We start from the raw sequence: 25,832 nt of genomic DNA, 5'->3' as shown, positions 1-25,832 counted from the left end.
CCAGAGTCCCGCCCGACATATCTGATGCGGGGAGAATACTGATGTCGTTGCGCGCGCTCGTCCGGATTTCGTTGGTTGTGGCCTCGGCCGCCCTCATTTTTCCGCCAGCCATGGCGGCGGAGCCCTCCCGCAAGGTTGTTGCCACCCAAAACGGCGATTATTTCGGCTTCGATCTTCGCACTGAGCAGAATGTCTCGCTGGAGCAATGCGGCGAGATTTGCGTTGGCGATACCGCCTGCAAGGCCTTCACATACAATCCCAAGGTGAAATGGTGCTTCCTCAAATCGGATTTCAATCAGCTGAACGCCTTCCCGGGCGCAGTTGCCGGCAAGATTGTGGAAGTGGCAACGGAAACCGATATCGGCGCGCCGCAACGCCTGTCCTTTGTCACTGACAGCCTGCAACAGGAAGCGCGCCGGTTGAAATCCGGCCTTGCTGCGAATGATGGTGAAGGCGGACAGGGCGTGGAAGCCCTCTTGCAGACTGCGCGGCAGCAGGCAGCCGCGGGCAACATTCCCGATGCGGTCACCACCTATAAACAGGCGCTTGCGATCACGCCCGACGACGGCGCGCTCTGGGCGGAGCTTTCGGAAAAAGCGGCGCAGGTCACCGACAATTATTCGATTGCCGGGCAGGCTGCTTCCGCCGCCATCAATGCCTACCAGCTGAGCCGCACCGTCAGCGCCCGTACCGAGGCCCTGAACCGGCTGGCGAAGGCTTTCGAAAGAACCCAGAATTATCGCGCAGCACTCAACGCCTATAAGGAGAGCCTTGCGCTTACCGACAATGCGCAGACCAAGGCGGCCTATGCCGACCTGCGCACGCGTCAGGGTTTCCGCGTCATCAATAATACCGTGGATACGGATAGCGTCAGCCCGCGCGCCTGCGTGCAGTTTTCCGAGCCGCTGGTGAAGAACGGTGTCGATTATTCCTCCTTCATCACGCTGGATGGGGCGGCCCCCAAGGCCATCGAAGCGAAGGGCAGCGAGATTTGCGTCGAAGGCCTCACCCATGGCCAGCGTTACAAGATCGCGCTGCGCGCCGGTCTGCCTTCCTCGGTGGAAGAACCGCTGGAAAAGCAGGTCGATCTCGATATTTACGTGCGTGACCGTGCCGCGAGCGTACGCTTCACGGGTGAGAATTTCGTGCTGCCGGGCACGGCGCGCCGCGGCATCCCCATTGTTTCTGTTAACGCCGACAAGGCCGACCTGAAGCTTTATCGTGTTGGCGACCGCAACATCACCTCGCTGCTCACAAACTCACAGTTTCTGACGCAGATGGATGGCTACAACGCCGACCGCATTGAAAACGAGATCGGCGAACTCGTCTGGCAGGGGTCGATCGATATTCAGCCCGATCTCAACAAGGATGTGGTGACGAGCTTCCCGGTGGATGAGGCCTTGCCGGAGCGCAAGCCCGGCATCTATGTGCTGACCGCCGTGCCGCCTGGCACCGCGCCGGAAACGTGGGATTCCCGGGCCACGCAATGGTTCCTGGTCTCCGATACCGGCATCACCACCTATGCCGGAACCGATGGGCTGAATGTCTTTGTCCGAGCCCTTGGCAGCGCCAAGCCGCTTGCGGACGTGGATTTGCAGCTGCTCGCCAAGAATAACGAGGTGCTGGGCACGGCGAAAACCGATGCGGACGGCCGCGCGGTATTCTCCGCCGGCCTGATGCGCGGCACGGCGGCGCAGGCGCCTGCCATCCTCATCGCGCGTAACGGCGACAAGGACTACGTCTTCCTCGATATGACCCGCGCAGGCTTCGACCTCTCGGATCGCGGCGTGACGGGACGTGCAGCGCCCGGCGCGATCGACGTGTTCAGCTGGACCGAGCGCGGCATTTACCGCGCCGGCGAGACCGTGCACGCCGCAGCGCTTGCCCGCGATGTCGACGGCAAGGCAATCGAGGATCTGCCGCTCACCTTCATCTTCTCGCGTCCGGATGGCGTCGAAGACCGGCGCTTCGTCAGCGACGGCAAGGCGCTGGGCGGTCATGCGGTCGATCTGCCGCTGCAGGCAAATGCCATGCGCGGCACCTGGACGTTGCGCATCCATACCGACCCGAAAACGGCTGCGATCAGCGAAAAGAGCTTCCTCGTCGATGATTTCGTGCCTGACCGCACCGAATTCGACCTCTCGAGCAAGGCGAAACAGATCGATCCGGGCGCGGAAACGGCAATCGACGTCGATGGCCGTTATCTCTATGGCGCGCCCGCCGCCGGCCTGACGCTTGAAGGCGAGGTCGCGATCAAGCCGACGCGCACCAGCGCCGATTTCGAAGGTTATTTCTTCGGTCTGGCTGATGAGGAAAGCGAAGAGGAAAACCGCACCGCGCTTGCCGATCTGCCGGTGCTGGACGAAGAGGGCAAGGCGAGTTTCAATGTTGACCTCACCGATCTGCCCTCCACCACGCAGCTTCTTTCCGCCAACATCACTGTGCGCATGCGCGAAGCCGGCGGCCGCGCCGTCGAGCGCGCGCTGACACTGCCTATCAAGGCGGAAGCCTCTGTCATCGGCATCAAACCGCAGTTTTCGGGCGATCTCGCCCAGAATTCCGTCGGTCGTTTCCATATCATCGGCGTCAGCGCCGATGGCGCCAAACAGACGATGAGCGGCCTCAACTGGAAGCTCATCAAGGTCGAGCGGAACTATCAATGGTATCGTCAGGGCAATTCCTGGCGTTATGAGCCGGTGGAATATACCAAGCAGCAGGAAGCGGGCACCTTGTCCGTCGATGCGAACGGCGGCGAGATTTCCGTGCCCGTCACCTGGGGCCGCTACCGGCTGGAAGTGGAGGGCGCGGGTAACGGCGCACCGGTTTCCAGCGTCGAATTCGATGCCGGTTTCTACGTCGAGGCAAGCTCGACGGAAACGCCGGATGCACTGGAAATTGCCCTCGATAAACAGAGCTACAAGATCGGCGATACGGCCAAACTCAAGGTGTCCTCGCGTTTTGCCGGTGAGTTGATGGTGACATCCGGTTCGGAAAAGCTGATTGCCGTGCAGAATGCCGAGGTCGGTGAGGATGGCGGCGAGATCGACATTCCGGTCACCGAGGAATGGGGTGCGGGCGCTTACGTCACCGCCACGCTGTTCCGCCCCGGCGATGCGCAGGAAAGCCGCATGCCGATGCGCGCCATCGGTATCAAATGGCTCGCCGTCGATCCGGCTGAGCGCAAGCTTGCCGTCACCCTCGGCGCGCCGCAGAAAACACTGCCGCGCCAGCCGCTTGAAATTCCGATCACGGTTGCGGGCACTGGCGTCGGCGAAAAGGCCTATGCCATCGTTGCGGCCGTCGATGTCGGCATCCTGAACCTCACCCGCTATGAACCGCCAAAGCCCGATGAATGGTATTTCGGCCAGCGCCGGCTGGGGCTGGAAATACGCGACCTCTATGGCCGCCTGATCGATGGTTCGCTTGGCGCCACCGGTCGGCTGCGTACTGGTGGTGACGGCGGCGGTGCGGCCCTTCAGGGCAGCCCGCCCACTGAAAAACTGGTAGCTTTCTTTGCCGGTCCGGTCGAACTCGACGCTAACGGCAAGGCGACGGTGAGCTTCGATATTCCGCAGTTCAACGGTACGGCCCGCATCATGGCGGTGGCCTGGACGAAGACAGGCGTAGGACATGCCGTCTCCGATGCCATCATCCGCGATCCCGTGGTAGTCACGGCCAGCGCGCCGAAATTCCTCGCCCCCGGCGATGTCTCGCAATTGCGACTCGATATCGCCAATACGGATGGCGAGGCCGGCGATTACCGGCTGGATGTGACCAGCAACACGGCCTTGACCGTCGATCAGGGAGAGATGTCGCAGACATTGGCGCTGCAGAAAGGCGGCAAGTCTTCGCTGACGGTTCCGTTAACAGGTGAACAGCCCGGCAATGGTGCGATCACCATCAAGGTTTCCAATGCCGCGGGTGTTTCGCTGGAGCAGGTTCTGAACGTTCCTGTGCGTCCGGCTGTCCTGCCGGTGACGACGCGGCGCGAAATCAAGATTGCGCCGAACAGCAGCCTGACGATCAATGGTGATCTTCTGGCCGACAGCATGCTGCTCGGCTCCTCGGTCGCCGTCAACGTCACGCGCTCGCCCGCCTTCGATATTCCGGCGCTTGTGATGATGCTGGACAAATATCCTTATGGCTGCGCCGAGCAGACGACGAGCCGCGCTTTGCCGCTGCTTTATGTCTCGGAACTGACGAAGGACAGCGGCATGGCTGAGGACCCTGATACCCGCAAGCGGGTGCAGGAAGCGATCTACCGTGTGCTGTCCTTCCAGTCGAGTTCGGGCAGTTTCGGCCTCTGGTCGCCTGGTTATGGCGATCTGTGGCTGGATGCCTATATCAGCGACTTTCTGACAAGGGCGCGCGAGCAGAATTATGACGTTCCCGAAGCGGCCATGGTGCAGGCGCTGAACAACCTGCAGAACGGTCTTTCCTATGACAGCAATGTCAAGGATCGCGGCAACGAGATCGCCTATTCGCTTTATGTGCTGGCGCGCAACCGCAAGGCGGCGATCAACGATCTCAGATATTACGCGGATACGGCGCTCGCCGATTTCCCGACGCCGCTTGCCAAGGCACAGGTTGCCGCCGCCCTTTCGCTTTACGGCGATCAGGCCCGTTCGAAGACCGTGTTCGGCGCTTCGCTCGATATGGCAAGCCGCGCCTCCAATGTCAGCCTCGCGCGTGCGGATTATGGTTCCGCCCTGCGCGATGGTGCGGCGACGCTGGCGCTTGCGGCCGAAAGCAGGCCGGTTCCGGCCGTGGTGCCGCAGCTTGCCGGTGCCGTGGCCAAGGAATGGGAAAAGAAGCCCTACACCAGCACCCAGGAACAGGCATGGATGCTGCTTGCCGCCCGCGCTGTCAAAGGCGAGGACAAGGATATCCGTCTCGATGTGAATGGTGATTTGCAGACTGGCGGTTTCGGCAAGCGGATGAGCGGCGATGAATTGCTGGCAGCTCCCTTGAAGATCGCCAATGCCTCGGCCGATCCAGTCACGGCTGTTGTCACCACCATGGCGCCCCCGGCCCAGCCGCTCGCTGCCGGCGGCGAAGGCTTCACCATCACCCGCACCTATTATTCCATGGATGGCGAGGAGGTGAACCCGAGCGAGGTCACGCAGAACGAGCGTTATGTTGTGGTGCTGAATATCGTACCGAAGAATAACTGGCAGTCGCGCATTCTGGTGACGGATCTGCTGCCCTCCGGCTTCGAAATCGACAATCCCAGCCTCGTCAATTCGGCGGAACTGTCGAATTTCGACTGGTTGCCGGAAACAGAAGCGGCCCATACCGAGTTCCGTTACGACCGTTTCGTGGCGGCCTTCGACCGCTCTGCCGGTGACAGTTCGGAAATTGCGCTCGCCTATGTGGTCCGTGCTGTTACCCCCGGCACCTATGATCATCCGGCAGCTTCGGTTGAGGATATGTACCGGCCGCAATTTGCCGCCCGCACGGCAACCGGCCGCATGGAGGTGCGCTCGGCAACCCCATGAGCCGGAAAAAGGCAATCATCGTTGGCATCGTGACGGCCGCGTTGCTTCTGGGCGGCGCGGCCTTCGGTCTCGATGCGCTGGACAAGGCCTATCCGCCGCCGCTGGAGGCCGCACGGCAGCGATCTTTCGAGGTGCTGGATCGCGATGGCAAACTGCTGCGGGCCTTTGCGACAGCAGATGGCCGCTGGCGGCTCAAAACCACGGCGGCCGAGGTCGATCCGCAGTTACTGCGCATGCTGGTCGCTTACGAGGATCAGCGTTTCTACGATCACCACGGGGTCGATCCCTGGGCGCTTCTGCGCTCCGCGTGGCAATTGGCCAGCAACGGCCGGATCGTTTCCGGCGCATCGACGTTGTCCATGCAGGTGGCGCGGCTGATCGAGCCGCGCGCCGACCGGTCATTCTCGGCGAAATTGCTGCAGGCCGTGCGTGCTCTCCAGATCGAAAGAAGGCTCAGCAAAGCTGATATCCTCGATCTCTATCTGAATATCGCACCCTATGGCGGCAATCTCGAAGGCGTCAGGGCCGCAAGCCTTGCCTGGTTCGGCAAGGAGCCGGGCCGGCTGGATACGGCGGAGGCGGCTCTTCTGGTGGCGCTGCCGCAATTGCCGGAAAAACGCCGCCCGGATCGCTTTCCAGAGGCGGCGAAGCAGGCGCGGGAGCGCGTATTGCAACGGCTTGCCGTCGAGCGCGTGGTGGGCGACGGGGAGGCGGCGCGGGCGGCTCTTGCAGATGTGCCTTCCAGCAGGCGCGATCTTCCCTCCTATGCGCCGCATATGGCCGTTGCCGCACGGGCGAAATTCCCGAATACCGCCAAAGTGCGCTCTACGCTGACGCTGCCGATTCAGCGGGAACTGGAAGATGTTGCCCGCCATGCGGCGGAAAAGCTTGAGGACAAAGTCTCCGTCGCCATCGTCATGGCCGACGCGCAGACCGGCGATATTCTGGCGGAGGTCGGTTCGGCGGATTATCTCGATACGGCAAGACGCGGTTTCGTGGAGATGAGCCGGGCGGTGCGTTCGCCGGGCTCCACCCTCAAGCCGTTTATCTATGGCCTCGCCTTCGAAAATGGCCTCATTGGGCAGGAAACCATCATCGAGGATCGCCCGGCTGATTTTTCCGGCTACCGGCCGCGCAATTTCGACATGCATTACCAGGGTGATGTCAGCATCCGCCAAGCGCTGCAGCTGTCGCTCAATGTGCCGGCCGTGAAGCTGCTCGATGCGGTCAGCCCCTCGGCGCTGATGGTGCGGTTCCGGCGGGTGGGGGTCCGGCTCGTGCTGCCCGCCAGTGAAGCGCCGGGGCTCGCCATCGCCCTTGGTGGCGCCGGCATTTCTCTGGTCGATCTGGTGCAGCTTTATGCCGGGCTTGCCGGCGGTGGTGATCCCGTGCGGCTTGGAGATGGTGTTCGCTCTGCCCCGGAACGGCTGGAGGGCGACCGGTTGTTCTCCGATGCCGCGATCTGGAATGTCTCGGATATTCTTTCCGGCGTGCTGCCCCCGCTCGGCATGAAACAGCGCGGCATCGCCTACAAGACCGGCACCAGTTATGGATATCGCGACGCGTGGTCGGTTGGCTATGACGGGCGGCACGTCATCGGCGTCTGGGTTGGCCGTGCTGACAATGGCGCGGTGCCGGGCATTGCCGGATACGCAACGGCGGCCCCGATCCTGTTCGAGGCTTTCGCAAAATCCGGCGTGGCGGTGACGCCGATGCCAGCCGCACCCTCCGGTGTCGCCCGCGTTGCCGTGAGCGACCTTCCCGCCAACCAGCGGCGTTTCACCACAACGGCCAGCGGCCTGCTTACGGCATCGAGGCGGGAAAGCGCCCCGCGCATCGTTTACCCGCCGGAAGGCGCACGGGTGGAACTCTCCGGCCAGTCAGGCATTTCGCCGCTGGTGCTCAAGCTGCAGGGCGGGCGCGCACCCTTCCGCTGGCTTGCCAATGGCTTGCCTTTGCCGGATGCGTCCCACCGCCGCAACAGCGAATGGCGACCGGAAGGTCAGGGATTTTCCACACTCACGGTAATCGACGCCGATGGCCGTGCTTCGAGTGTACGGATTTTCGTCGAATAGCATGGACGTCCAACTCAACAAAGGGTCGCCCCCCGTGCTTGCGTCGTACAGCGCCGCGAGCGTCTCATCAGTTCTTTTCCGCCGTCTTGCCTATTGCGCCACATCGAATGAATGGCGGTCGATCCGCTCCTGAAGCGCAGCCACGACGGCTTGCAGAAACTCCCGGCGCCTCGGGTTGGTCGTCGCCGTCAGCGTTATCTGTAACCGGCTTCTGATCCTGTTCAGAAATCCAACGTGATTGAAACTATCGGCGGCGATATTGACCTCCACCTCGTCCATGTAATGCGCCAGATGCGGCTCCAATACGAGATTTGCATCCGTCTGGTAGCAGGCAGCCATCTGTTCCCCAAGCGTAGATACCTGCACATATGGACCATATTCGTCGATCATCAAATCTCCTTCCTCTAGCGCAAACAATTCTGACAGGCGCCTCATCATCACTGATAGGAAATAGGAAGCAATTGCCGGCTTTCAACGTTCCCTTTTGAAGCTTTGAATTTTCCGTGTTCGTGAAGGATGTCGCCGATACTTCGGTCGAGGTAGAGACCTGTCAAATGGTCGGCGGCTGCGCCGGGTGAGGCTGCGCTCAATCTAAATCGTTGTTTTTACTATATTTTACAGGAAAAATGGCGTCCACGAGAGGATTCGAACCTCCGACCCCAGGATTCATACCGCTTCGGCTTTCGCCGCCGTCCCGCCGTTGCCGGGCAAGACGTTCGTGGTCTGGACTGTCCCTTCACCATGGGCCATCGAGGCCTTTAGGTGCTGCCCATCCAGTCTCTACACCTTCACCGGATTTCTCCGGAGCTTGGCTCGGGATTGGCATGCTGGAAGACCAGCGAAGCTTTCCCCGACTTTGAGCAGATCGATTGCGTCGTTTCCGGGCGCAACCCCCAATTTGTCTTAGGAATCCTGTGCTCATTTAGGGGCGAGTGTATTCTTACCGGGGTTTACCGGGTGAAGATGCTTCACAGTGCCCGCGTACGAATAAGCATCCGCTTTAGCGGATTCCATATCGGCGTCAGCCGACGAAGGCATGGCCCGCAAGCGGCTCACCAATTGCAAGCGCGGGCCATTGCCTTCTTCCAAACTAATGAAAAGTCGGCGCAGCCGTCCCATTCCGGCTTGCCGGTTAGGACCCGAACCGGAGGCGTAGCCGTAGGGGCGGGCTTGTAGAGCGATCGCCGATTCGAACCAATGCACCTGATGCGAGCCGGCATAATCGACCCCCACTCCGCGCAATCTGTGACGTGGCATGCCTAGATTATTTTGATACCGGCATTCGGATGTTTGGGCCTCCAACGAACCCCGGTTCCGTCGAGGTGGCTGGCCTCAATGTTCGCAGCCAAGAACTGGATATCGTGCTCGTCGAATACTCGACGGAGCTTTTCGTTTGCCTTGGCGGTGATGGGCTTTTTATTGAGTTCAAACTCGCCGAGCGCCTTTTGAGTCATGCCCGCCTTCTTGGCGAGTTCGGTTTGACTCAAGCCGAGTAGAGCTCTGGCAGCCCGTATTAGATCGCCCGTCAGCAAAGTCGTCATCGCTCGCAAAAACCGGTCAATCACAGATAAGTCAAATAAGACGTAAAATACGTTATATATTATTTGAAATACGTATTTTAGTATGTAAATGAAGACACCGGTTTGGGGCGTCGTGTTTGATTCGCTCGTGGTGCGCGGGCGAATCATGCCGATCGAGAAGACTTCCAATCTGGTGGGCCAGGCCGATAGGCCAGCCGAATCCTTGACTATGAGCCATCTGTTGCGAGGTGCTGAATGATAGCGGATTTCAGGAAATCGGCCCGGATGCCATGGACATCGTCAGAGCCGAGCTTCGAATTCAAAGTCACTGTGCCAGTTTACATGGCGTTTTGCGCGATCTCCGCTGCTCTCCGCCCGTGGAACAGGCCGGATGCAAGGTTCAATGTCATCCTTTGTCCGCAAGAGGAGTATGATTTCGACGTCTTCCAAACCGCGGGCCGAATCCTGTTGCGGAGCGTCGGCGACGAAGATCGTCCTTGGGTACACGAGCTGTCAAAGCGGTTTCAGCAAGAGCGTGCTCTAACGTGGGAGAGACAACGCGTCGTCTACATCAAGCCAATGGACCACGAACTGGGAGACGAAGAGAGGCTTTTTGCTGACGCCGTTCTGGACATCCCCGCACGTGTACCGCGGCATGCAGAGGCCGCGTTGCGGCGCTTTAACATACCGGTCAACGACGGATACGTCGAACAGCTACTCATCGAGCCGTGGTCTCGACTGGAAAAAGCGTTCCAACCTCACCGATCGCCGCCCCTCGCGTTTCAGAGATTGGCCCGGGTCCCGATAGCTTCTACCCCGATCATTGCTCCAGCCCATGTCCTCGAAGGTCCGACACTCAAGGATTTGCACGGGTTAGGTCCCGCCGTTGAATGGGGCACGGACTTGGAAATTGATCTGGCGGACTACAAAGCTGGCAGAATCGAATGGGAGGATGTCGACTGCGGGGCCCTGATCTCCGGTCCCCCAGGAACAGGCAAAACGATGTTCGCGCATGCCCTCGCGAACACCTGTGACGTCCCTGTTGTCCACGGTTCCTTCGCCTCGTGGCAAGAGAAGGGTTCGATGGACGATCTCTTGAAAGCGATGCGCCGCGCATTCGACGATGCTGCAGCCAAGGCCCCTTCGATTTTATTTTTGGACGAGATGGATGCTTTCGGGGATCGAACTATAAGCGACCACAACAGAAGCTACATGACCGGTGTCATCACCGGGCTATTGCAGTTGTTGGATGGATTCGAGCGGCGCAAAGGTGTCGTCGTCTTGGCCGCGTGCAATTATCCCGATCGTATCGATCCCGCAATTCGTCGTGCGGGGCGTTTGAATCGGCATCTTGAAATCCCGCTTCCTGACAGCCAAGCAAGAAGGGAAATCGTACGCTATCACAGCAGAATTGAGCTCAGTCCCGATGACGCGGCGAAGTTCGAAATCGCTACACAAGGCCTTTCGGGGGCTGACCTCGAGCTCATTGTGAAGGACGCCAAACGGGCGGCGCGTCGACAGCAGGAAAATCTGTCTTCGCATCACATCATAGACCATTTGCGCCCCGTGATTTCCTTCCCGGACGAGCACCTTTACGTCACCGCCGTGCATGAGGCAGGGCATGTGCTCGTGGCCACCGAAACCGGTTTTGGGCGGGTGGCGAATGTTTCGCTTTCAACTCACAGGGTCCTCGGCGCGATTTCAGAAGTGGGACAGGTACGCTACGAGTTCCCTCCCTTTAGTCGGAGAACGAGGACGGAGTTCCTAAATGAGATCGCGGTGTTTCTCGGCGGTGTCGCTGCGGAGACCGAAGTATTCAACTCTTTCGATAGTGGATCGTCCGGGCCGGATTCGGCCGATCTGAATATCGTCACGAGGCTGGCGACCATACTTGAGAGTGGCCTCGGTATGGGAAATACACTGATGGTGGAAGACTGCCATCCTCGACGGCTCGCGCAGCTTCGCGATTCAAACCCGGATTTGAGGCAGAGAATTCATGACGTGATCGAATTCGAGTTCGAGCGAGCAACGTCCATCATCCGTAGACAACGCGGCGTGCTGGATCAACTCGTTGAGGAATTGATGCGAAAGAAGCGGCTATCGGGGGACGAGATAGGCGATATCGTAAAGCGGCATAGAACATCATGGGTAAGCCTCGCCAAGCTTCCTCGTCGCGCGGGGGCCTGATGGCGAAGAAAACAAGCGTGCCAAGGCCATCGAAATTGAGCCGGCGAAAGCCGCGGAAGGGCGCTGAGAACACCAGATCATCTGAATCACTTGGTGCAGGCCTCGACGAGATTGGATTTCGCCTACTTGGCCGCCGAATTATCGTCGGGAGGCGATGTGTACTGGGCGACAGCCCTGAAGCACACGTTCCAGACAATAGCCGGAGCTCGCGGACACCTGTCGATACGACGACGGCAGACGACCCGTTGGGCTATCACGGCGATGATCCTGACAAACCTAGTAACGTAGTAGCCAAGCGCGCACTTTCTGGCGCGGATCAAGACTCACGCGGAAGTAGGTCGACACTGCGCTGTCGCCGCTGGAGACTTCGGGAATGACCGGACGGCGACGATCCGATGAGACGTGAACGCGAGAACTACACATGAAAATCTGGCTCGCTTCCGATCTGCATCTCGAGTTCGGAATGCCGTTCAAGGCGACGCCACCGAGCGACGCTGACGTCTTCGTCTGTGCGGGGGACGTTCTTACGAAAGGCATTGTGCCGAGCATTGAGTGGCTCGGCCGTAGGATCGCTCCCAAGATACCGGTCGTCTTTTGTGCCGGAAATCACGAGTTCTATGGTTCATCGGTCATAGAGAGCATTCGCGATGCGCGCGAGGCAGCTGCTAGTTATCGCAACGTCCATTTCCTGGAGAACGATTATTTGGAAATTGACGGTGTTAGGTTTATCGGCGCAACCTTGTGGACCGATTTCCGGCTCCGCGGCGGCGATCCCGGACTTGCAATGGCGGCCGCACAGAACGGAATGAATGACTTCAGGAAGATCAAATATTCGAAGGTTCCATATCAGAAATTCAAACCAATCCACGCTTACAGAGAGCACCATAAGTCGCGGGCGTTTATCAAATCCGCTTTGAGAGAATCCGCTGCTCGGAAGACAGTGATAATGACCCATCACGCCCCTTCCCCAAAATCGATCCCACCCGAGCTTCGGGACGATGTGTATTCGCCCTGCTACGCCTCCGAAATGGAAGACCTTATCGTCGAGAGACAGCCGGATTTATGGGTGCATGGTCATGTCCACCACAGCGTCGACTATCGTATCGGGGAAACGAGAGTGGCGGCCAATCCGCGCGGATATCCTGGAGAGAGATCAGCGTTCGACCCGCAGCTTGTCATCGAAATCTAGTTCGTCGATGTCGCGGTTATGGCCGTCCCCAGCTTGGGCATGAGGCGCACATAGACCAGTTCGCTCAGCAGTTCGACCGCAAGCGGTGTTTCCCTCGCACATTGACAAAGCACGGTAGGCCGCTCCGAAAGCTACCTCTGCAACATTGACGACAACAATGCGCCAGATGTGGACGCTTGGTGACGTCACGCCGAACGTCTTGAATGGGGCCGTCTGCGGTCTGACTGCTTTCCGAACGTAAAAGACGAACGCGGCCATACCGCGTGGTGTGCCGACGTCCACTATTGGCCCAAGCGGACGTCGCTGCCGGAAAACATAAAGGCAACTAAGCGCCCTCGTTTGGCGGTTCAACGGCGTGACCCCCCAACTACTATGAAGCGATTTCAGCCGCTACGGTCGAGAAGTAGGAAGGGTACGCGCTGAGCGCTGGCATCATAGCGGCGTTGCGGCATGCAGCGCGAACCCCATCGCGGTCGCGCACGTCGTTCCAAACAACAGACAGGAAGTTTGCGACAATGCGATCGGCAAAACCCGCTTCGATGAAAGCGATAGCGGCAGGATCATTAAGTCCGTACTTGATCTGCTTTTGCAGCTTGGAGAACCCAACGCAGAGGGTCTCGTCCATCGCTTCTGCCAAGTCCGAGAGTGAAGCCGTTATCATAGCAAGATCATAAGCAAATGCCCCTTCGCAAAGAGCAACAGCGTCTTCGACCGTCGCGTGATCGCCGCTGACCCGGATATCTAGCCCGGTCATCCGCTGATGAATGTGATGGAATGGGCGTCCGTCCACCCAGTCCGTCAAGGCCTCAGGTAGGAAATCTGTATTAGAAAGCGACCTAATCGAGGCCGACGAATTCCAAGAGATAATCTTTGCGCCTACAACTTGCAGAAGCTGGTCTGCATTGATTGCGGCCCGTAGGTCGTCAGCGTTTTCAGAAAGCCACGCCTGCAATTCAGCGACGGTCGCAGGAGGAAGTGGGGATTTCCGGATTACCGCGCGCTGATCACCATCAGTGTTTGCCGCGATTGCCGCAGCGATCATTTGAAATACTGCCACCAGTGCGGCGCGAGTTTCGTCGCCTGCAAGATGATGGGCTAGGGTATGGGCGGCGAGGTCTGCTACCCGATCTTGCCCCTCTTCCTCTAGGAAAGTCATATTGGCGACAAGAAACGTCGCAATCGCCTGAATGGCTCTGGCGCGCCGCTCAACGAATTTGCGGAATTCTGTTGCACTTATGTTTGCCTGCAAGGCAAGAGCCTCATTCACCACAGCCTCAATTCGAGCCTGATCCGCAAATGCCAGATCGAGCCACTGGGGCTGGATCGGCAGGACTACCGGTGAAGCGCCTTTCTGACGTTGCTCATAATCAGCAAACAGGGAGAGGATGCTGCTTTTGGTTGGCTCAGACTTTGTAGAGTCCAGCAGCTCCTTCGCTTCATCCCAGCGCCATCTCTGTCTGAAGTCGGTTCGCTGATCGAAAATGGAGGGGGTCGAGAAAATGACACTGCCTTCGGTGTGCATTCCAGCACGACCGGCGCGACCCATTAGGTTCTGAAAGTCACGCACCATGATGCGTTCCGCGCCTTGACGCGTCGACGTGACGATCAGGTATTTTAGAGGAAAATTGACACCTTGGGCCAGGGTTGAGGTGCATACGACAAACTTGGCGAGCCCTTCCTTCATGGCGTGTTCAATCGACAGCCGAAGCCCCTGTGGCGTGTCGGCATGGTGCGCAAATATCCCCAGACTTGCGGATTTCGTTGCCGCGGCCTCTGGCCCCAGATGCCATTCTGATAGCGATCTCAGCTTTCCGACTTCGGCAGCGTCCGAAACGTCGATCGGGCGAGGGAAATTCGCGCCGCGTTCAAAGATATCGACCGCCCGGCGGCAAATTTTTGTCACGCTGTCCTTGCGTCCGCAGAAAATGGCGACGCTACCGTTGTTGACAACATATAAACCAAGAAACAGACCGACTTCGCTACCGTCAGACTTTGCAGGAAAGCGTTGGACCTTTCGCTCACGGCCACGAAGGTTCAATTCGATATCGTCGATAATTCGTGGAACCCAAAATTCGCCTTCCTCGGGGTCGGTGGGGCTTACATATTCCAGTCGGCCTCTGGCATCCTGCCAGCTTGCGAAGGCGATGCTCTTCGAAGTTGGAAGCAAGCCAGCTCCATCTATAACGGCGTCGGGATCACCTACCAGCCATTCTGCCACGGCGCTCGCATTGCCAATCACCGCCGAGATCAGAATTACCTGCGTCGCTTCTGGCAAGGTTAATTTTAGCGACGTCAGAAGTAGTTCGTAGGTTGGGCCACGCGTCAGGCCATCAAACTGGTGGCCCTCGTCGTAGATGATTAGGCCGATACGCTCGACTAGTTCCGGCGCACGACGAAGCATGTAGAGCAGTTTTTCGGGCGTAACGATAAGAACCGTGTTTACCGCCAGTATTTCTTCGAGCCGGATGTCGAACTGGAAGGAATCCGAAGCTTCATCGAGTCTGATAGGTTCACCGGCGAACGCCGTTACCAGATCGCCCCGAATATCATGGCAGAGCGAGCGATAGGGAGCGACGATGACCGCCAACGAGGCCCGTTGAGACAAAAAGGCGGAACGAATGATCAACTCGGTTGCACGCGTTTTGCCCGCGCTTGTGGGCATCTGGATGACGGCCGAGCGCCCTTGCAAAAGGCCTGCCGCCGCAATTCGCTGTTGCGCAGGCCACAGTTCGAACGGGAAGTGTACTTTCGCTAGAGCAGGTTGCCAGGTCGCGACGTCCATTCCAGATGCTCCAGGAAGTATAGTCCGCGATGCATTTCGGAGCTTCGTCGCGCAAATCGCCGCCGTCAAATCTGCATACAGCAGTTCCCGAGGTGATCCATTCTGATATGCGGCATCCCTGAGAGCTTCGCATGCGGCTGACACCGCAGTCACACCAGATGCGAACGTCACGAACCCTGTCATGCTACCCAGGACGGTGTTCACCCCGTCACCACCTGCATCGACTGGAGAAAAGTCGTTTCTCAGAATTTGATAAATAAGTCGTGCAAGCCCGTCGGCGAGTCCGAGCGGCGGAGCCTCTATGTTTTTCACGATCACGGCCGCGTTACCAACGCTACCGTTAAGATAATACGCCGCCGCGCAGAGCAGAGAAAACTCGATCGAGATCGTCCCATCGAGCTTGGCGTTGAGATAGGCATCGAAAAAGGTCGAAGCGAAGCGCAGGCCTTCAGAAACGGATAGCTCTTCAGTTTCCCAACTAGCTGGAGCGACGTTCCAATCTAGCCCTTCCAGTGCCTCGACCCCGCGAAACTGATCTGCTGTCACGGCAGCAACGTCGCCAAGGATACCGACCGCCAAGTCGAACAGCATTGCGGGATCACGATACAACTCAATGAAATGTTCGGGCGCGACGCGAAATTCATGCATTTTTGCCCGAGCCCGCGTGGTGGACAGCACCCTGTTGGCAGTGGCTCTAGGCTTCATTTGCGGCCCTCTCATAAAGGGCGTGGACTAGCTTCATGAGTGAAGGCCCCCGGATGACGAGAAGACGCAGGTTGTCCGCGTTCTTATGCCCGGTAGTGTCCGTCTCCTCCAAGTTCGTCCCGATGAAGACATCGATATCCAACACGGCTGCCGCACCGTTAATTCTGCGGAAGGGGCGCTCGGTCTCGTTTTGAAACCGCTGAACGGCACCAACCTCGAGGGCTTTACCACGAACGAGGAGACGCTGTTTCATTGCGTTCAACGTCATGGCTTCGCGCAAATGGTCTTTCATTGAGTCTGTCACGGCATCTTGTAGACGGTTCTTCTCGGTCGCGGATAAACCGGACTTTGACTCGAAGACATAAAGCTCGTCGTTTTGATGTTCGCCGTTCTCATTCACAAACTTGAAGCCCACTATATCGCACCCTTTGGTGGAATCCTGCCGGTTCCAGCGATCTTGATATCGAAGCTCCCTCGGGCACCAGTACCCCAAGATGAATTCAATGAAATCGGCGACGAGAATTTCGCCAAAATCACCGGAACGGAGACTTGGGCCCGGCGCGACCTTTTCATCGGGGAAGAGGATTGTATTCAGATACTCTGCATTACTTTTGCCGGTGCCAGCTACCAGTGCTGGCAAATCAGCATCGGCGCAGTAATGATGTCGGAAATGCGCAGCCCACGCCGAAAGAATGGCCTCGTCATTTATTGGGTTGAGTTCCCATATTTGGATTTCCCGGCCACATGCGGTCTGGCGTCGCTCGCCAGTATCCTTGATCCAATCGATGTGCGCTAGCACAGCCTTATAACCTCAATAAGAAATAATCTTTCTGGTGTTCATCATTAGGCCGGTGATCTGCCGATCTATGTCCGCTTTAAGGCCGTAGAAACGATTGGATAAGCGTCCATAGTTCGATTTGCAACCGGCCCGTGCGCGATATGGGCAGCTATTCGACTTTGGCTGACAAAAAATCTGCCAAGCCGGCGTCGGTCCCTTATCCGGTAACCTGGACTGCAACCAATGTCCCGCAGTTCCGCTTTCACTACTTGGCTTGGGTAAGCAGACCGACGGCTTTCAAGAAGTTAAGCAGGTGATTGGAGTGACCGACTTGAGGGCGCTTTTCAGCCTTTTCGCGCTACCTGCTACAGATTGAGTTGAGGCCGAAACATCTTCGCTGTCGTCCTACGGTCAATCGTCCCCACTAGACTTTGAGTCCGTCTCGGATGGCGTGGGCAAGATGTGAGGCACCGCTGCGAGAATGACCAAGACGATCGCGGTCGATAAGACGGCAGTTATCTCCATTCCCAGGCCGGCCATTACACCAATCGCGGCTGTCGCCCAGATACTGGCCGCTGTTGTGAGCCCTTCTACCTCCCGCTGCGCCGAGCGGATTATGATAGCACCCGCGCCGAGGAAGCCTATTCCTTGAACGACACCCTGCAGTACCCGTGACAGATCGCCGATCTGCATGCCGCTCTGCAGTGGACCTAAAACGAAAAGTGCAGCACCTACGGCAACCAACATGTGAGTCCGCAAGCCAGCACTTCTGCCCTTGCTCTCGCGTTCGAACCCGAGAACCCCACCGAGTACCGCCGCGATCACAAGGCGCACAGTGATGCGAGTTATGGCCGACGCGTCTGGAACATCAGAGAATTCTTTGACTAACGTCCCCCAAACTTCGTCTCCCACGGTCGCATCCTTATGTCGTTCGCAAATTTGGCATGTAAACGAGGTGCCATACAAACGCTGCGCTGGCAACTTCACTGCCGCCATCGTCACCCGTGAGGGTAACTTTTGTGCCGATAGGGGGAATAACAGCCGTCTCTGCCAAACTGACCTTCGAAGTTAGCGACGGCGTTCGCCCGATGCAGTTGTTTTGCGCGAACAATCCTGTCGCTGAAGACGGCTTCCTCCACGTCGCGTTGACGCCACGTCTCGCGAGTTGCAAGCCACGGGACCGTTGGTTGGCTGAGCAGAACGAGAAGGCTTCGTCGTGCTGCGCCCCGTTCGCTGGTTCCAACTGTTGCGGCTAGTGGGCCGAGGTTCGCTAGTCGTCGAAAGAGCGACCGTCGACGGACTTTATGTAGCGGAGAATAGCCGTCACGCTGTCAAAGATGAATCTCGCTTCGTCGGGATCGATCAATTGGGGATTGTCGTGTGCGAGCGACTTGTTGTTCCTTATGTCGTTCATCGCCTCGAAGACGCTGATCGAACTCTTGATAATCCGTTCTGACATCTGGGTGAGGTTTCGTTCCGCTCCCAAGAACCTCACATATCGGCCAACACGAGAGTGAAGGGGGTCGTCAACCCCACATTCTCCGCCTCCGTGCTTCTTCACCAGCGATGCGAAGCGCTTCATGCAATAGGTATGGAGACGATCAAGGGCAGCGTGCGGCCGCTTCGCATCCAGGTCCCGACGAATCGACGCAACCAGTTCTTCGAGGGTCTCGCTGGGCTCGAACGTTTCGAATGCCGAACTGTCGATTTCGTGGCTGGCTCCCTCGAATCTGCTGACGACGATAAAGTAGTTCGTTTGGAGGTCTTGTTCTGCCGGGGACATGGGCCGCGCGCGGATCGAGGCCCTATAGCCCCAAAGCTCGCGAAGAAGCTTTGCAACGTGGCTTGCGGGTGCACGTTCAATGAATGACCTCAACCTCTTCGCTTTCGATGATCCGCGTCCATTAAAAAGACGACCTTCCGTTTCGGGGTCAATCCCGAGTGTCTCGTAGAAAAAGTCGTTGAAGGTCCTGTCAGAGAAGTCGAGGACGTATCCTTCGCTCATCTGAAGCGCCGTCTCCAGTCTGTCTCGTTCAGCGCGCGGAACAAGCTGTTCGTAGGTTTTGGCCATGTCGTCCAACGTCTTTGAACTTCGGCGACCCTTATCAGAAGTAAAGAGCTACCGATTCTGAGGATAAATTTCCGCAGGAATATCAGTGTGCTCGAGAGATTGTTCAAGCGGATATGGCGGTTGTTCAGCAGAATGTTACAGGCGATCCGCCGTTGAGGCATTTACCCAGGTCGTCACGTATGCGATCGGCCCGCTTTGCGGGTAGGTCAAATGGGAAGACGTCATCGAAAGCTACTTGGTTAACAGGCGTCCTTGGCCACATGACGCCGAAAATTGTTGCTAAATCGACCCATGACTTGTGCAACCACTGCTTTTAGTTAACGTGTCTCGGCAACGAATCTTTCCGGGGTGCGATGTCACTAGACGAATATCCAAAACTCAAGTCTTCAGTGCCGGGTCAATACCTCGGGTATGGCCTTCAGCCGGTTCGGCTCTGCTACTATCTGATGAGTGTTGCTAACGGCTGCCGCGTATCGCTCGAGCAGCTTGACGATGTTGCGATTCACGATGCATCCGGCGGATTGATATTCGAGCAGTCGAAAAGCGCTCTTTCTAGTAACCCCGCTTCTGATAGGTCAGCGGAACTCTGGAAGACCCTCGCGAACTGGGCTTCACTTCCGCTCTCTCTATTCGATCGCGCGACCGCGTTCCGATTTTACGTCACCCCGTTGAAGGTCGGCGACCTCGTTCACGAATTACATGACGCCAAAGACGCCTCAAAGGCGGCCGCACTGCTGAAGAAATTCAAGACGAAGACCTTCAAAGGTAAGAAGAGTGTCGGCGTTGAACCGCTAATATGTAAATTCCTCGACGCTGGCGATGAGGTGTGCCTGAAGGTAATACGGCTCTTTGAATTGCAGACCGACGAAGACCCGATCGACGCGATCCGGGATAAGCTGGTCGTGACGCTTCCGGAGGAAAGCCTGGACCAGTACTGTGCTACCGCCATCGGAATGGCAAAGACTGACGTCGATAGTCTCATCCGCAAGAAGAAGGCTCCGATTATGGATGCCACTGCGTTTCGGCGCAAGTTGAGAGCGTTCATACGAAAACACGATTTCTCCAAGCTTCTCGTGTCGGCTACGGGCGAGCCCGGACAGAATCAGATTGCCGATCTCCTCAGCAGACAGCCGACTTTCGTGCGCCAACTGGCGGCCGTGGACGCTTCCGATACGCTTTTGACAACGGCTGTTAGCGACTTTCTTCGTGCGACGGCCGACAAGGTCACCTGGGCGGACAATGGGAGCATCGTCGACAGCAGTCTCGATGAGCTCGACCAGTCGCTCATTCGCCATCACGCTATGACTGCAGACGAGCTTGCGGACACGCATGGACATCTTGACGCTCCGCAACGGGGAAGGCAGCTCTATCGCCGGTGCGCCGAACTGAAGATGCCATTGGAGGCCCACGCTCTTCCCAGCTACTTCGTAGCTGGAGAGTTCAACTGCCTCGCCGACGACCGTCGAGTCGGTTGGCACCCCGATCACCAGACATTGTTCCCTAAGGGCGCATCATGATGACCACCCCTCTCTCGACGGTGGCCTTGGTTCAGAACCCGGCGCTGGGAGCGCTGCTGCTTTGGCGATTCGGTAAATCGTATCAGGAAGTGCGGCTGGTCGAAGCCGCCCAGTTGCACTCGTTCTTCGTGGTGCTTCCGCTGTTGTACCACGCCCCTACACTCGACTGCATCCGCTCCACCTATGAGTCGTCTGGCCTTTCGCAGTTCACCAAAAAGCTGGGCGAGGAGCGTGAGCTCCTTATCGCGGTACAGGAGCGTGCCCTAAAGATGCGGGAACTGACGCTGTCCTCAGTAGGTACGGCCATCTCCAGCGGATTGATGCACCTCTCCTACGATACGGGAAGGCTTCGGAGTAACGAAGCCCGTCCCCCAAAACCACCTGAACGGCTGAAGTATCACGTTGCTGGAGCTGACAAGCTCGGTCGCTGGTTCGGCAGGCTGTCCCTCGATCAGGCCTTCGCACTTCTGTGGGTGGAACCCTAAACATGCATTTCCAAATTCTAAGCTTGATCCTCTGGCCCAAGGCCGATCATCCGCCGCGTATCCTGAATTTCGAGCCCGGGATGGTGAACGTCATCACTGGCGCGTCAAAAACCGGAAAGTCAGCGGTAATCCCGATCATCGACTACTGCCTGGCGTCTGGGAAATGCAGCATCCCGGTCGGGACCATACGTAAAACCTGCGAATGGTTCGGTATCGTGATCGAGACGCTCGAAGGTAAAAAGCTATTGGCCCGACGAGAGCCGGGCGAGGCAAAGCAGACCGGCGATATGTACCTCCTCGAAGGTGACGAGATCGAAATCCCCGATCGGATCACTGAGAAGAATACGAATGCGGACATCGTCAAACGCAAGCTTGGTGAGCTGTCTGGTCTGTCGCGACTCCGGATCAACCCGGATGCGGATGTTGCGTATCAAAGTCGCGTAAGCTTTCGCGATCTGATGGCCTTCAACTTTCAGCCTCAGTACATCGTTGCGAACCCGCTTGCCCTGTATTTCGGAGCGGACACGACCGAGCATCGAGAGAAGCTAAAGGCAATATTCCCCTACGTCCTCGGCGCTTTGACGCCGGAGATGGTTGCAGCGCGATGGGAGATTGACCGCCTGCAACGTCTTCTTAGACAAGCAGAATCCGGTTTGTCCACGGTCAAAAAGGCGGTCCGTGCCTGGCAAGCTGAGACCAGCGGATGGCTCCGACAGGCGCTGGAACTCGGATTGCTCCCCAAGGGGACGGCAATTCCTGAGGATGATCCGAACCAAACGATCGACCTTCTTCGTGCTTCCACCCGTGCCGATACCCGAACATCATACGCAACAGTCGACTCAATCGAGCCCTCGCTGCGTCAGCTTGAGGTCTTGCAAAATCGGGAATCGGAAACCGCAGCGAGGCTTTCCGTTCTCCGGCAACACCTTGGAGAGGTGGAGCGTCTCGTAGAGAGTAGCAGAAAATATGGCGGCGCTATCCGCATCCAAAAGGACCGACTGGAAATCGCGGACTGGCTCAAGTCGAGGACGGAGGCCGACAACGACCCCATAGCGGTACTTGCGGATGGTCGCGAGAAAATCGACGCACTCGTTCAGGCGCTGGCTGGCATCGAAATCCAGCTGCGAACACAACCGAGCCTGTCCGACACGTTCGACAAGGAACGCCTACGGATAAGGGCGGACTTGGACGACGCCACGAAAGCCTTGGCCGCAGTTCGTCAAGAGATAACGATCCTTGAACGCCGATCAGACGAAGTGAGGGAGGTGACATACCGAAGGGACAGGGTCGAGCGTTTCCTCGGCCGCCTGGAACAGGCGCTTGAGACATTCGAGCGCGCAGAGGATGGTGGCGCACAGGCGGACGAGATTGGCCGACTTCAGGAGCTAATTGACGAACAGAAGGCGATTTATTCCGAGCAGCAGGTGCGTAGGCGTACCGAGAACGCACTTCTGTACGTCGCCAAAATCGCGGCTTCCATCCTTCCCAAACTGGATGGCGAATGGCCAGGCGCGCCGATTGAGGTCTTGATTGATGACCTGACTGTCCGCGTCGTGCATCCCGACCGCAAAGACTACCTATGGGAAATCGGCAGTGGCGCAAACTGGCTCGCCTATCACGTCGCGGTAACTCTGTCGCTCCAGCGTTTCTTCCGCGAGCTTCCGGATCATTGTGTCCCGGGATTCCTAGTTTATGACCAACCAAGCCAAGTGTACTTTCCGTCGGGGTTTGACAAACCGGGCCGGGACGCTCCGGGCCGAACGCGCAACCAGGATGTTGCTGCCGTTAGAGGAGTGTTCTCGGCGATCGCTGACGAGATCGTACTCGCAAAGGGCCAGTTGCAGGCAATTGTACTTGACCATGCCGGCGCTGATGTTTGGGGCGAGCTTGTGGGCGTCGTGCCTATTGCCGAGTGGCGAGACGGTGACGCACTCGTTCCGGATTCGTGGCTGGCCCCTCCGGGCGAAGCCTGAGGGTTCGTGCATGCAGTGAGTTTAGGCAGGCCGCGAGCAGCGCCAGTGACGCCCGTGGCGATCTGTAACTACGCCCGCCGCCGATGGCGCGATACGCTGAGATGCTCTGTACCCGTCTCCTCGGGCGGTTCGACGCCCGCCAGCCAGTATCCTCGTCCCCTGCGCACCACCAGCGGCGAGTCTTGCAGCGCCTTCTTGAGCAGTTCTGTCGGGTTCTTGGAGCTGAACACGTACCCAGTCCCGTCGATGGCATTCAATATCTGGGGGCCCGACAGGATTCGGCCAGCGCCCCTCAGCACCTCGGCAGCGAGTTCCCGTATGCGGTCGGACTCCGAACCTGCCGGTGCCTTCCTACGAGGCTTACGCCCCTTCCTCTGTGTGGAAGTCTCCAACTGCTCGGTGCGCGGTATCGCTTGGGTCCCCGTATGCTTTTGGCTGCCAATCAGCGCTGATACCTCCGCGACCAGTGCGTCAACGTCGGAATCCTCGGTCTGTATGAAGTTTTCGACTTGCTGGATGAACCTCGCATCGTTGGCCATCGTGGCCTGGAGCGTTTTGAGGTAGTCCTTTAACCGGCGCGCCTCCCGCTCTTTTGCGGCGTATTTTTCCTTGAGGGAAGCGAGGAATTCTAAGCTGGGTTTCTGTGGCGACAATCTTTCCCTCTCTCAATTCATCTTTGCGGCTTGCGGGAGGATCGGCAGTATGCGTATGTTGGGGAAACGAACGAATCAGTCCGGGCAGGCGGATGCATTGCAGTGCATCCGCCTCCCTAAACAGTGACCCTTCTGAGACGAGGACACCAGTTTGATGCATATATACCATGCTCACTTTCCCCACGCTACAACTTTGCCCGCCGAAATTCGGTGGCGTTCCTGTATCCACCTGTAGGGATATTTTGTAGCTATAATAATGGCTTAGTCACTATAGCTCCCCAATTATCATGGAAATCGAGCGTCGACTGCCGCGGGAAGATACATCCTTTGTTTCTTTCTCCGCATGTCGGCGAATCGAATCGCGTCCTTTGACACCGATCAGTCACGGTGACCCGGGAAAATTGCGCCTTATTGGCTGCTGTCTGGAACACGAGTGGGCCTTCCTGCTCGGGCGCTAGGTCATACTTAGGTAGCGGAAAGCGGGAAAAATGATGAGAAAAAGTGCAAATCTCGGGGAGCGATGGCTTCCTCGGCAGCGGGACGCTTTCAGGCGAGCGGCCTCAGGACAAAGTAGGCGGACGGCATACCACGGACCTTTGCTACGAAAATCAAACCGATAGCGTGTTCGACGCTGAAAGCATCCGTAGGCCGAAAAGCTGGTCGATTTCAAGGCACTCTCCGCCGCAGACAAAAAGTGGGAGCGAGAGCGGTTGATCTTTTCGCGAAGTAGAGACACTCGCTCTCGAACGGGCACCAGCCCGTAGTTAACAGCCTTACTTTCGGTGGGAGCCTGTGGGGTTTATATTTCCCCGGATTAGAGGGGGAATTGAAGACCCCGCACATATGCCTGGCAAATCCACGGGAAGCGAAGTCTTTCATTCGGGTTCCTGAATTCGGGGAATTCAAGGTCCCAATACCGAACCATTCACTGTCAACTCAAAGCGACGATTTGCGTACGTCGCACGCAATCGACTGCGCACTCTAATCGAGGGAGACCACTGGTATGAAGAAAACGAACCAACGGGTGAGCCTACGCGGCGATACCTGTGCGCCACTCAGTGTGGAGGCAACCAGCCGCGGGCTCGCGTGGGTTGGCCATGCGCAAGAGCTCCAGGCTCGTTACCTTCAGTACGCTTTCGATCAATGGCGGAAAAAGTATCTCTTGCCTCCTGAAGTTGAGGATGCAGCACTTTTTGAAGCCGCGGATTGGGTGAAGGCGACCCCCCTGATCGACAGAATGGAAGACGTTGATATTGACCGCTGTGTCAACGCACTAACCGTGAACTTCTATCACTCGATTGAGCCGGAATCGCAAGCGCTTGGAGTCCCGCCGGAGAGCTTGTTATGGGCCGCCATGACGCATGTACGGGTGATCGAAGAGAACTACACCTTCGGCGACATGTTGCGGGTCACCCTTCGTGCATACGAAGTGTGGAGAATGCATCATAGCATTGCCTTTGCGAACGAAGACGAGTTGGAGGCATTCCTCTTCAAGTTTCTTCATACACGCGTCGGCCAACTAGCCCCCGGGGGGTGGGACGATGCTCTGCCTGACGATCTAATCGTTGAGTATCGGGTAGTGTTAGATTTTTGTTACTTTATGGCCCTCGTGGAAGCCACTTCACCGTTCGGAAAAGCGATGAGTACTGGCCTTCCAAATATGCCCTTCCGCACTGATGACGAGGAATTCCGTCGGCGCGCGTTCGACGCCCTCAAGCGCTTCGACAAGATGGAATCCGACAAAATGGAGTTCGAGGCTCTCCTGCCGTTCTGAACCCCAAAGCCGAATACAGGGAAAAACCCGCAGCTTGGTCTAACCAATCGCTGGACTATCACCCAATCGGAGGAAATCATGTCCAGGAAATCAATTCGCAATTTTCGTAGCGGCAACTACAAGCACCGCGTTCCGGACGCAACGACGTACTATATTACGTTAGACAATCAGCAACTATATGAAATTATTGACAAAGGCAAAGAGGCATCCACGGCGAGCCGGGTGGTAAGTCGAGATAAAGAGTTGTTGTCGCTCGAGATTGAGACGCGGCACGCCATATGCTGCCCGAAGGACGCGTCAATGCGTGAGTTCGCCGGCTTCGTCGGCCGAAACTGTGTGGTCTCCGGCTTTGGGCGAGCGTTCAGCAAATCTTTACAAGGAGTTGAGCTTTCCGAGGACAGCGCTTTGGGGCGGGCGCTTGCCAGATGGAACCTTGTACACTCCGGGGAATGCTCGGTTGCCGAAATCGAAGACCTCGACGCAGCCAAATTCCATGAGGCGCAATCCGGGTCTAGGTCCGTTGTCACTTAGAATGTCCCACTAGGCAGGCAGCGACCGGGTCTTTCGGGCGTCGTCAGTAACCTCTCATTTCAATTCGAGCGTCCGGATACGTGCGCGCAGCGAT

At 57.6% G+C, this 25,832-nt stretch carries 16 protein-coding genes and 1 pseudogene; 10 read left to right on the top strand and 7 right to left on the bottom strand.

What is annotated here, in order from left to right; genetic code table 11:
• Positions 1-41 precede the first annotated feature (41 nt).
• Positions 42-5,498, top strand: a complete 5,457-nt coding sequence (locus tag QRN60_RS17760) for an alpha-2-macroglobulin family protein (protein WP_112295529.1) — start codon at positions 42-44, stop codon at positions 5,496-5,498.
• Entirely contained in the window at positions 5,495-7,573 is a 2,079-nt protein-coding gene (gene pbpC / locus QRN60_RS17755; protein WP_162694774.1) for a penicillin-binding protein 1C, read from the top strand. The genes QRN60_RS17760 and pbpC overlap by 4 nt, the downstream gene beginning before the upstream one ends.
• A gap of 90 nt (positions 7,574-7,663) precedes the next feature.
• Here the strand turns inward: pbpC and QRN60_RS17750 are convergent, their stop codons facing one another.
• Positions 7,664-7,963 carry a hypothetical protein gene (locus QRN60_RS17750; RefSeq protein WP_112295591.1) on the bottom strand — a complete coding sequence of 100 codons (300 nt, stop codon included), beginning with the start codon at positions 7,961-7,963 and terminating at the stop codon, positions 7,664-7,666.
• Positions 7,964-8,832: 869 nt separating this feature from the next.
• Positions 8,833-9,114 (bottom strand): helix-turn-helix domain-containing protein, encoded by a 282-nt coding sequence (locus tag QRN60_RS17745; RefSeq protein WP_165001876.1) that lies wholly within the window; start codon positions 9,112-9,114, stop codon positions 8,833-8,835.
• Positions 9,115-9,348: 234 nt separating this feature from the next.
• On the opposite strand from QRN60_RS17745, the gene QRN60_RS17740 reads away from it, so the two are divergent.
• Together QRN60_RS17740 and QRN60_RS17735 are read left to right on the top strand one after the other, a co-directional pair.
• Positions 9,349-11,280 (top strand): AAA family ATPase, encoded by a 1,932-nt coding sequence (locus tag QRN60_RS17740; protein ID WP_284766052.1) that lies wholly within the window; start codon positions 9,349-9,351, stop codon positions 11,278-11,280.
• Positions 11,281-11,701: 421 nt separating this feature from the next.
• Positions 11,702-12,469, top strand: coding sequence for a metallophosphoesterase (locus tag QRN60_RS17735; RefSeq protein ID WP_129567260.1), 768 nt, complete (start codon positions 11,702-11,704; stop codon positions 12,467-12,469).
• A 370-nt stretch (positions 12,470-12,839) separates the two neighbouring features.
• Here QRN60_RS17735 and QRN60_RS17730 read toward each other — a convergent pair whose 3' ends face one another.
• The 3 genes from QRN60_RS17730 to QRN60_RS17720 form a co-directional block, all read right to left on the bottom strand.
• A complete protein-coding gene (locus QRN60_RS17730; protein ID WP_284766051.1) occupies positions 12,840-15,899 on the bottom strand; it encodes a DEAD/DEAH box helicase in 3,060 nt (1,019 codons plus the stop codon).
• A 46-nt stretch (positions 15,900-15,945) separates the two neighbouring features.
• Entirely contained in the window at positions 15,946-16,755 is an 810-nt protein-coding gene (locus QRN60_RS17725; protein ID WP_129567262.1) for a Hachiman antiphage defense system protein HamA, read from the bottom strand.
• 390 nt (positions 16,756-17,145) lie between these two features.
• Positions 17,146-17,646 carry an MgtC/SapB family protein gene (locus tag QRN60_RS17720; RefSeq protein WP_165001877.1) on the bottom strand — a complete coding sequence of 167 codons (501 nt, stop codon included), beginning with the start codon at positions 17,644-17,646 and terminating at the stop codon, positions 17,146-17,148.
• A 134-nt stretch (positions 17,647-17,780) separates the two neighbouring features.
• On the opposite strand from QRN60_RS17720, the pseudogene QRN60_RS17715 reads away from it, so the two are divergent.
• Positions 17,781-17,990 (top strand): annotated as a pseudogene (locus QRN60_RS17715) (DUF6428 family protein); the annotation flags it as partial.
• A gap of 14 nt (positions 17,991-18,004) precedes the next feature.
• Here QRN60_RS17715 and QRN60_RS17710 read toward each other — a convergent pair.
• Complete coding sequence (locus QRN60_RS17710) at positions 18,005-18,805, bottom strand: abortive infection family protein (protein ID WP_284766050.1); 801 nt, start codon at positions 18,803-18,805, stop codon at positions 18,005-18,007.
• A gap of 353 nt (positions 18,806-19,158) precedes the next feature.
• Between QRN60_RS17710 and QRN60_RS17705 the strand changes: the two genes are divergently transcribed.
• From QRN60_RS17705 to QRN60_RS17695, 3 genes are read left to right on the top strand one after another with little or no spacing between them, the layout of a single operon-like run.
• Positions 19,159-20,322 (top strand): ABC-three component system protein, encoded by a 1,164-nt coding sequence (locus tag QRN60_RS17705; RefSeq protein WP_129567264.1) that lies wholly within the window; start codon positions 19,159-19,161, stop codon positions 20,320-20,322.
• Positions 20,319-20,807: a three component ABC system middle component gene (locus QRN60_RS17700; RefSeq protein WP_129567265.1), complete on the top strand. Its 489-nt coding sequence runs from the start codon at positions 20,319-20,321 to the stop codon at positions 20,805-20,807. The genes QRN60_RS17705 and QRN60_RS17700 overlap by 4 nt, the downstream gene beginning before the upstream one ends.
• A 2-nt stretch (positions 20,808-20,809) precedes the next feature.
• A complete protein-coding gene (locus QRN60_RS17695) occupies positions 20,810-22,780 on the top strand; it encodes a DUF3732 domain-containing protein (protein WP_129567266.1) in 1,971 nt (656 codons plus the stop codon).
• Between the two features lie 68 nt (positions 22,781-22,848).
• Here QRN60_RS17695 and QRN60_RS17690 read toward each other — a convergent pair whose 3' ends face one another.
• Positions 22,849-23,433, bottom strand: a complete 585-nt coding sequence (locus tag QRN60_RS17690; RefSeq protein WP_129567267.1) for a hypothetical protein — start codon at positions 23,431-23,433, stop codon at positions 22,849-22,851.
• Between the two features lie 1,003 nt (positions 23,434-24,436).
• Between QRN60_RS17690 and QRN60_RS17685 the strand changes: the two genes are divergently transcribed.
• Both QRN60_RS17685 and QRN60_RS17680 read left to right on the top strand, forming a co-directional pair.
• Complete coding sequence (locus tag QRN60_RS17685) at positions 24,437-25,207, top strand: hypothetical protein (RefSeq protein ID WP_129567268.1); 771 nt, start codon at positions 24,437-24,439, stop codon at positions 25,205-25,207.
• A gap of 78 nt (positions 25,208-25,285) precedes the next feature.
• Positions 25,286-25,738, top strand: a complete 453-nt coding sequence (locus tag QRN60_RS17680; RefSeq protein ID WP_129567269.1) for a hypothetical protein — start codon at positions 25,286-25,288, stop codon at positions 25,736-25,738.
• Positions 25,739-25,832: the final 94 nt, after the last annotated feature.

The organism is Agrobacterium sp. CFBP2214, from assembly GCF_030209895.1.
GTDB classification, from domain to species: Bacteria; Pseudomonadota; Alphaproteobacteria; order Rhizobiales; family Rhizobiaceae; genus Agrobacterium; species Agrobacterium radiobacter.
The sequence above is the reverse complement of the archived record's forward strand: the minus strand, read 5'-3'. Positions and strand labels throughout refer to the sequence as shown.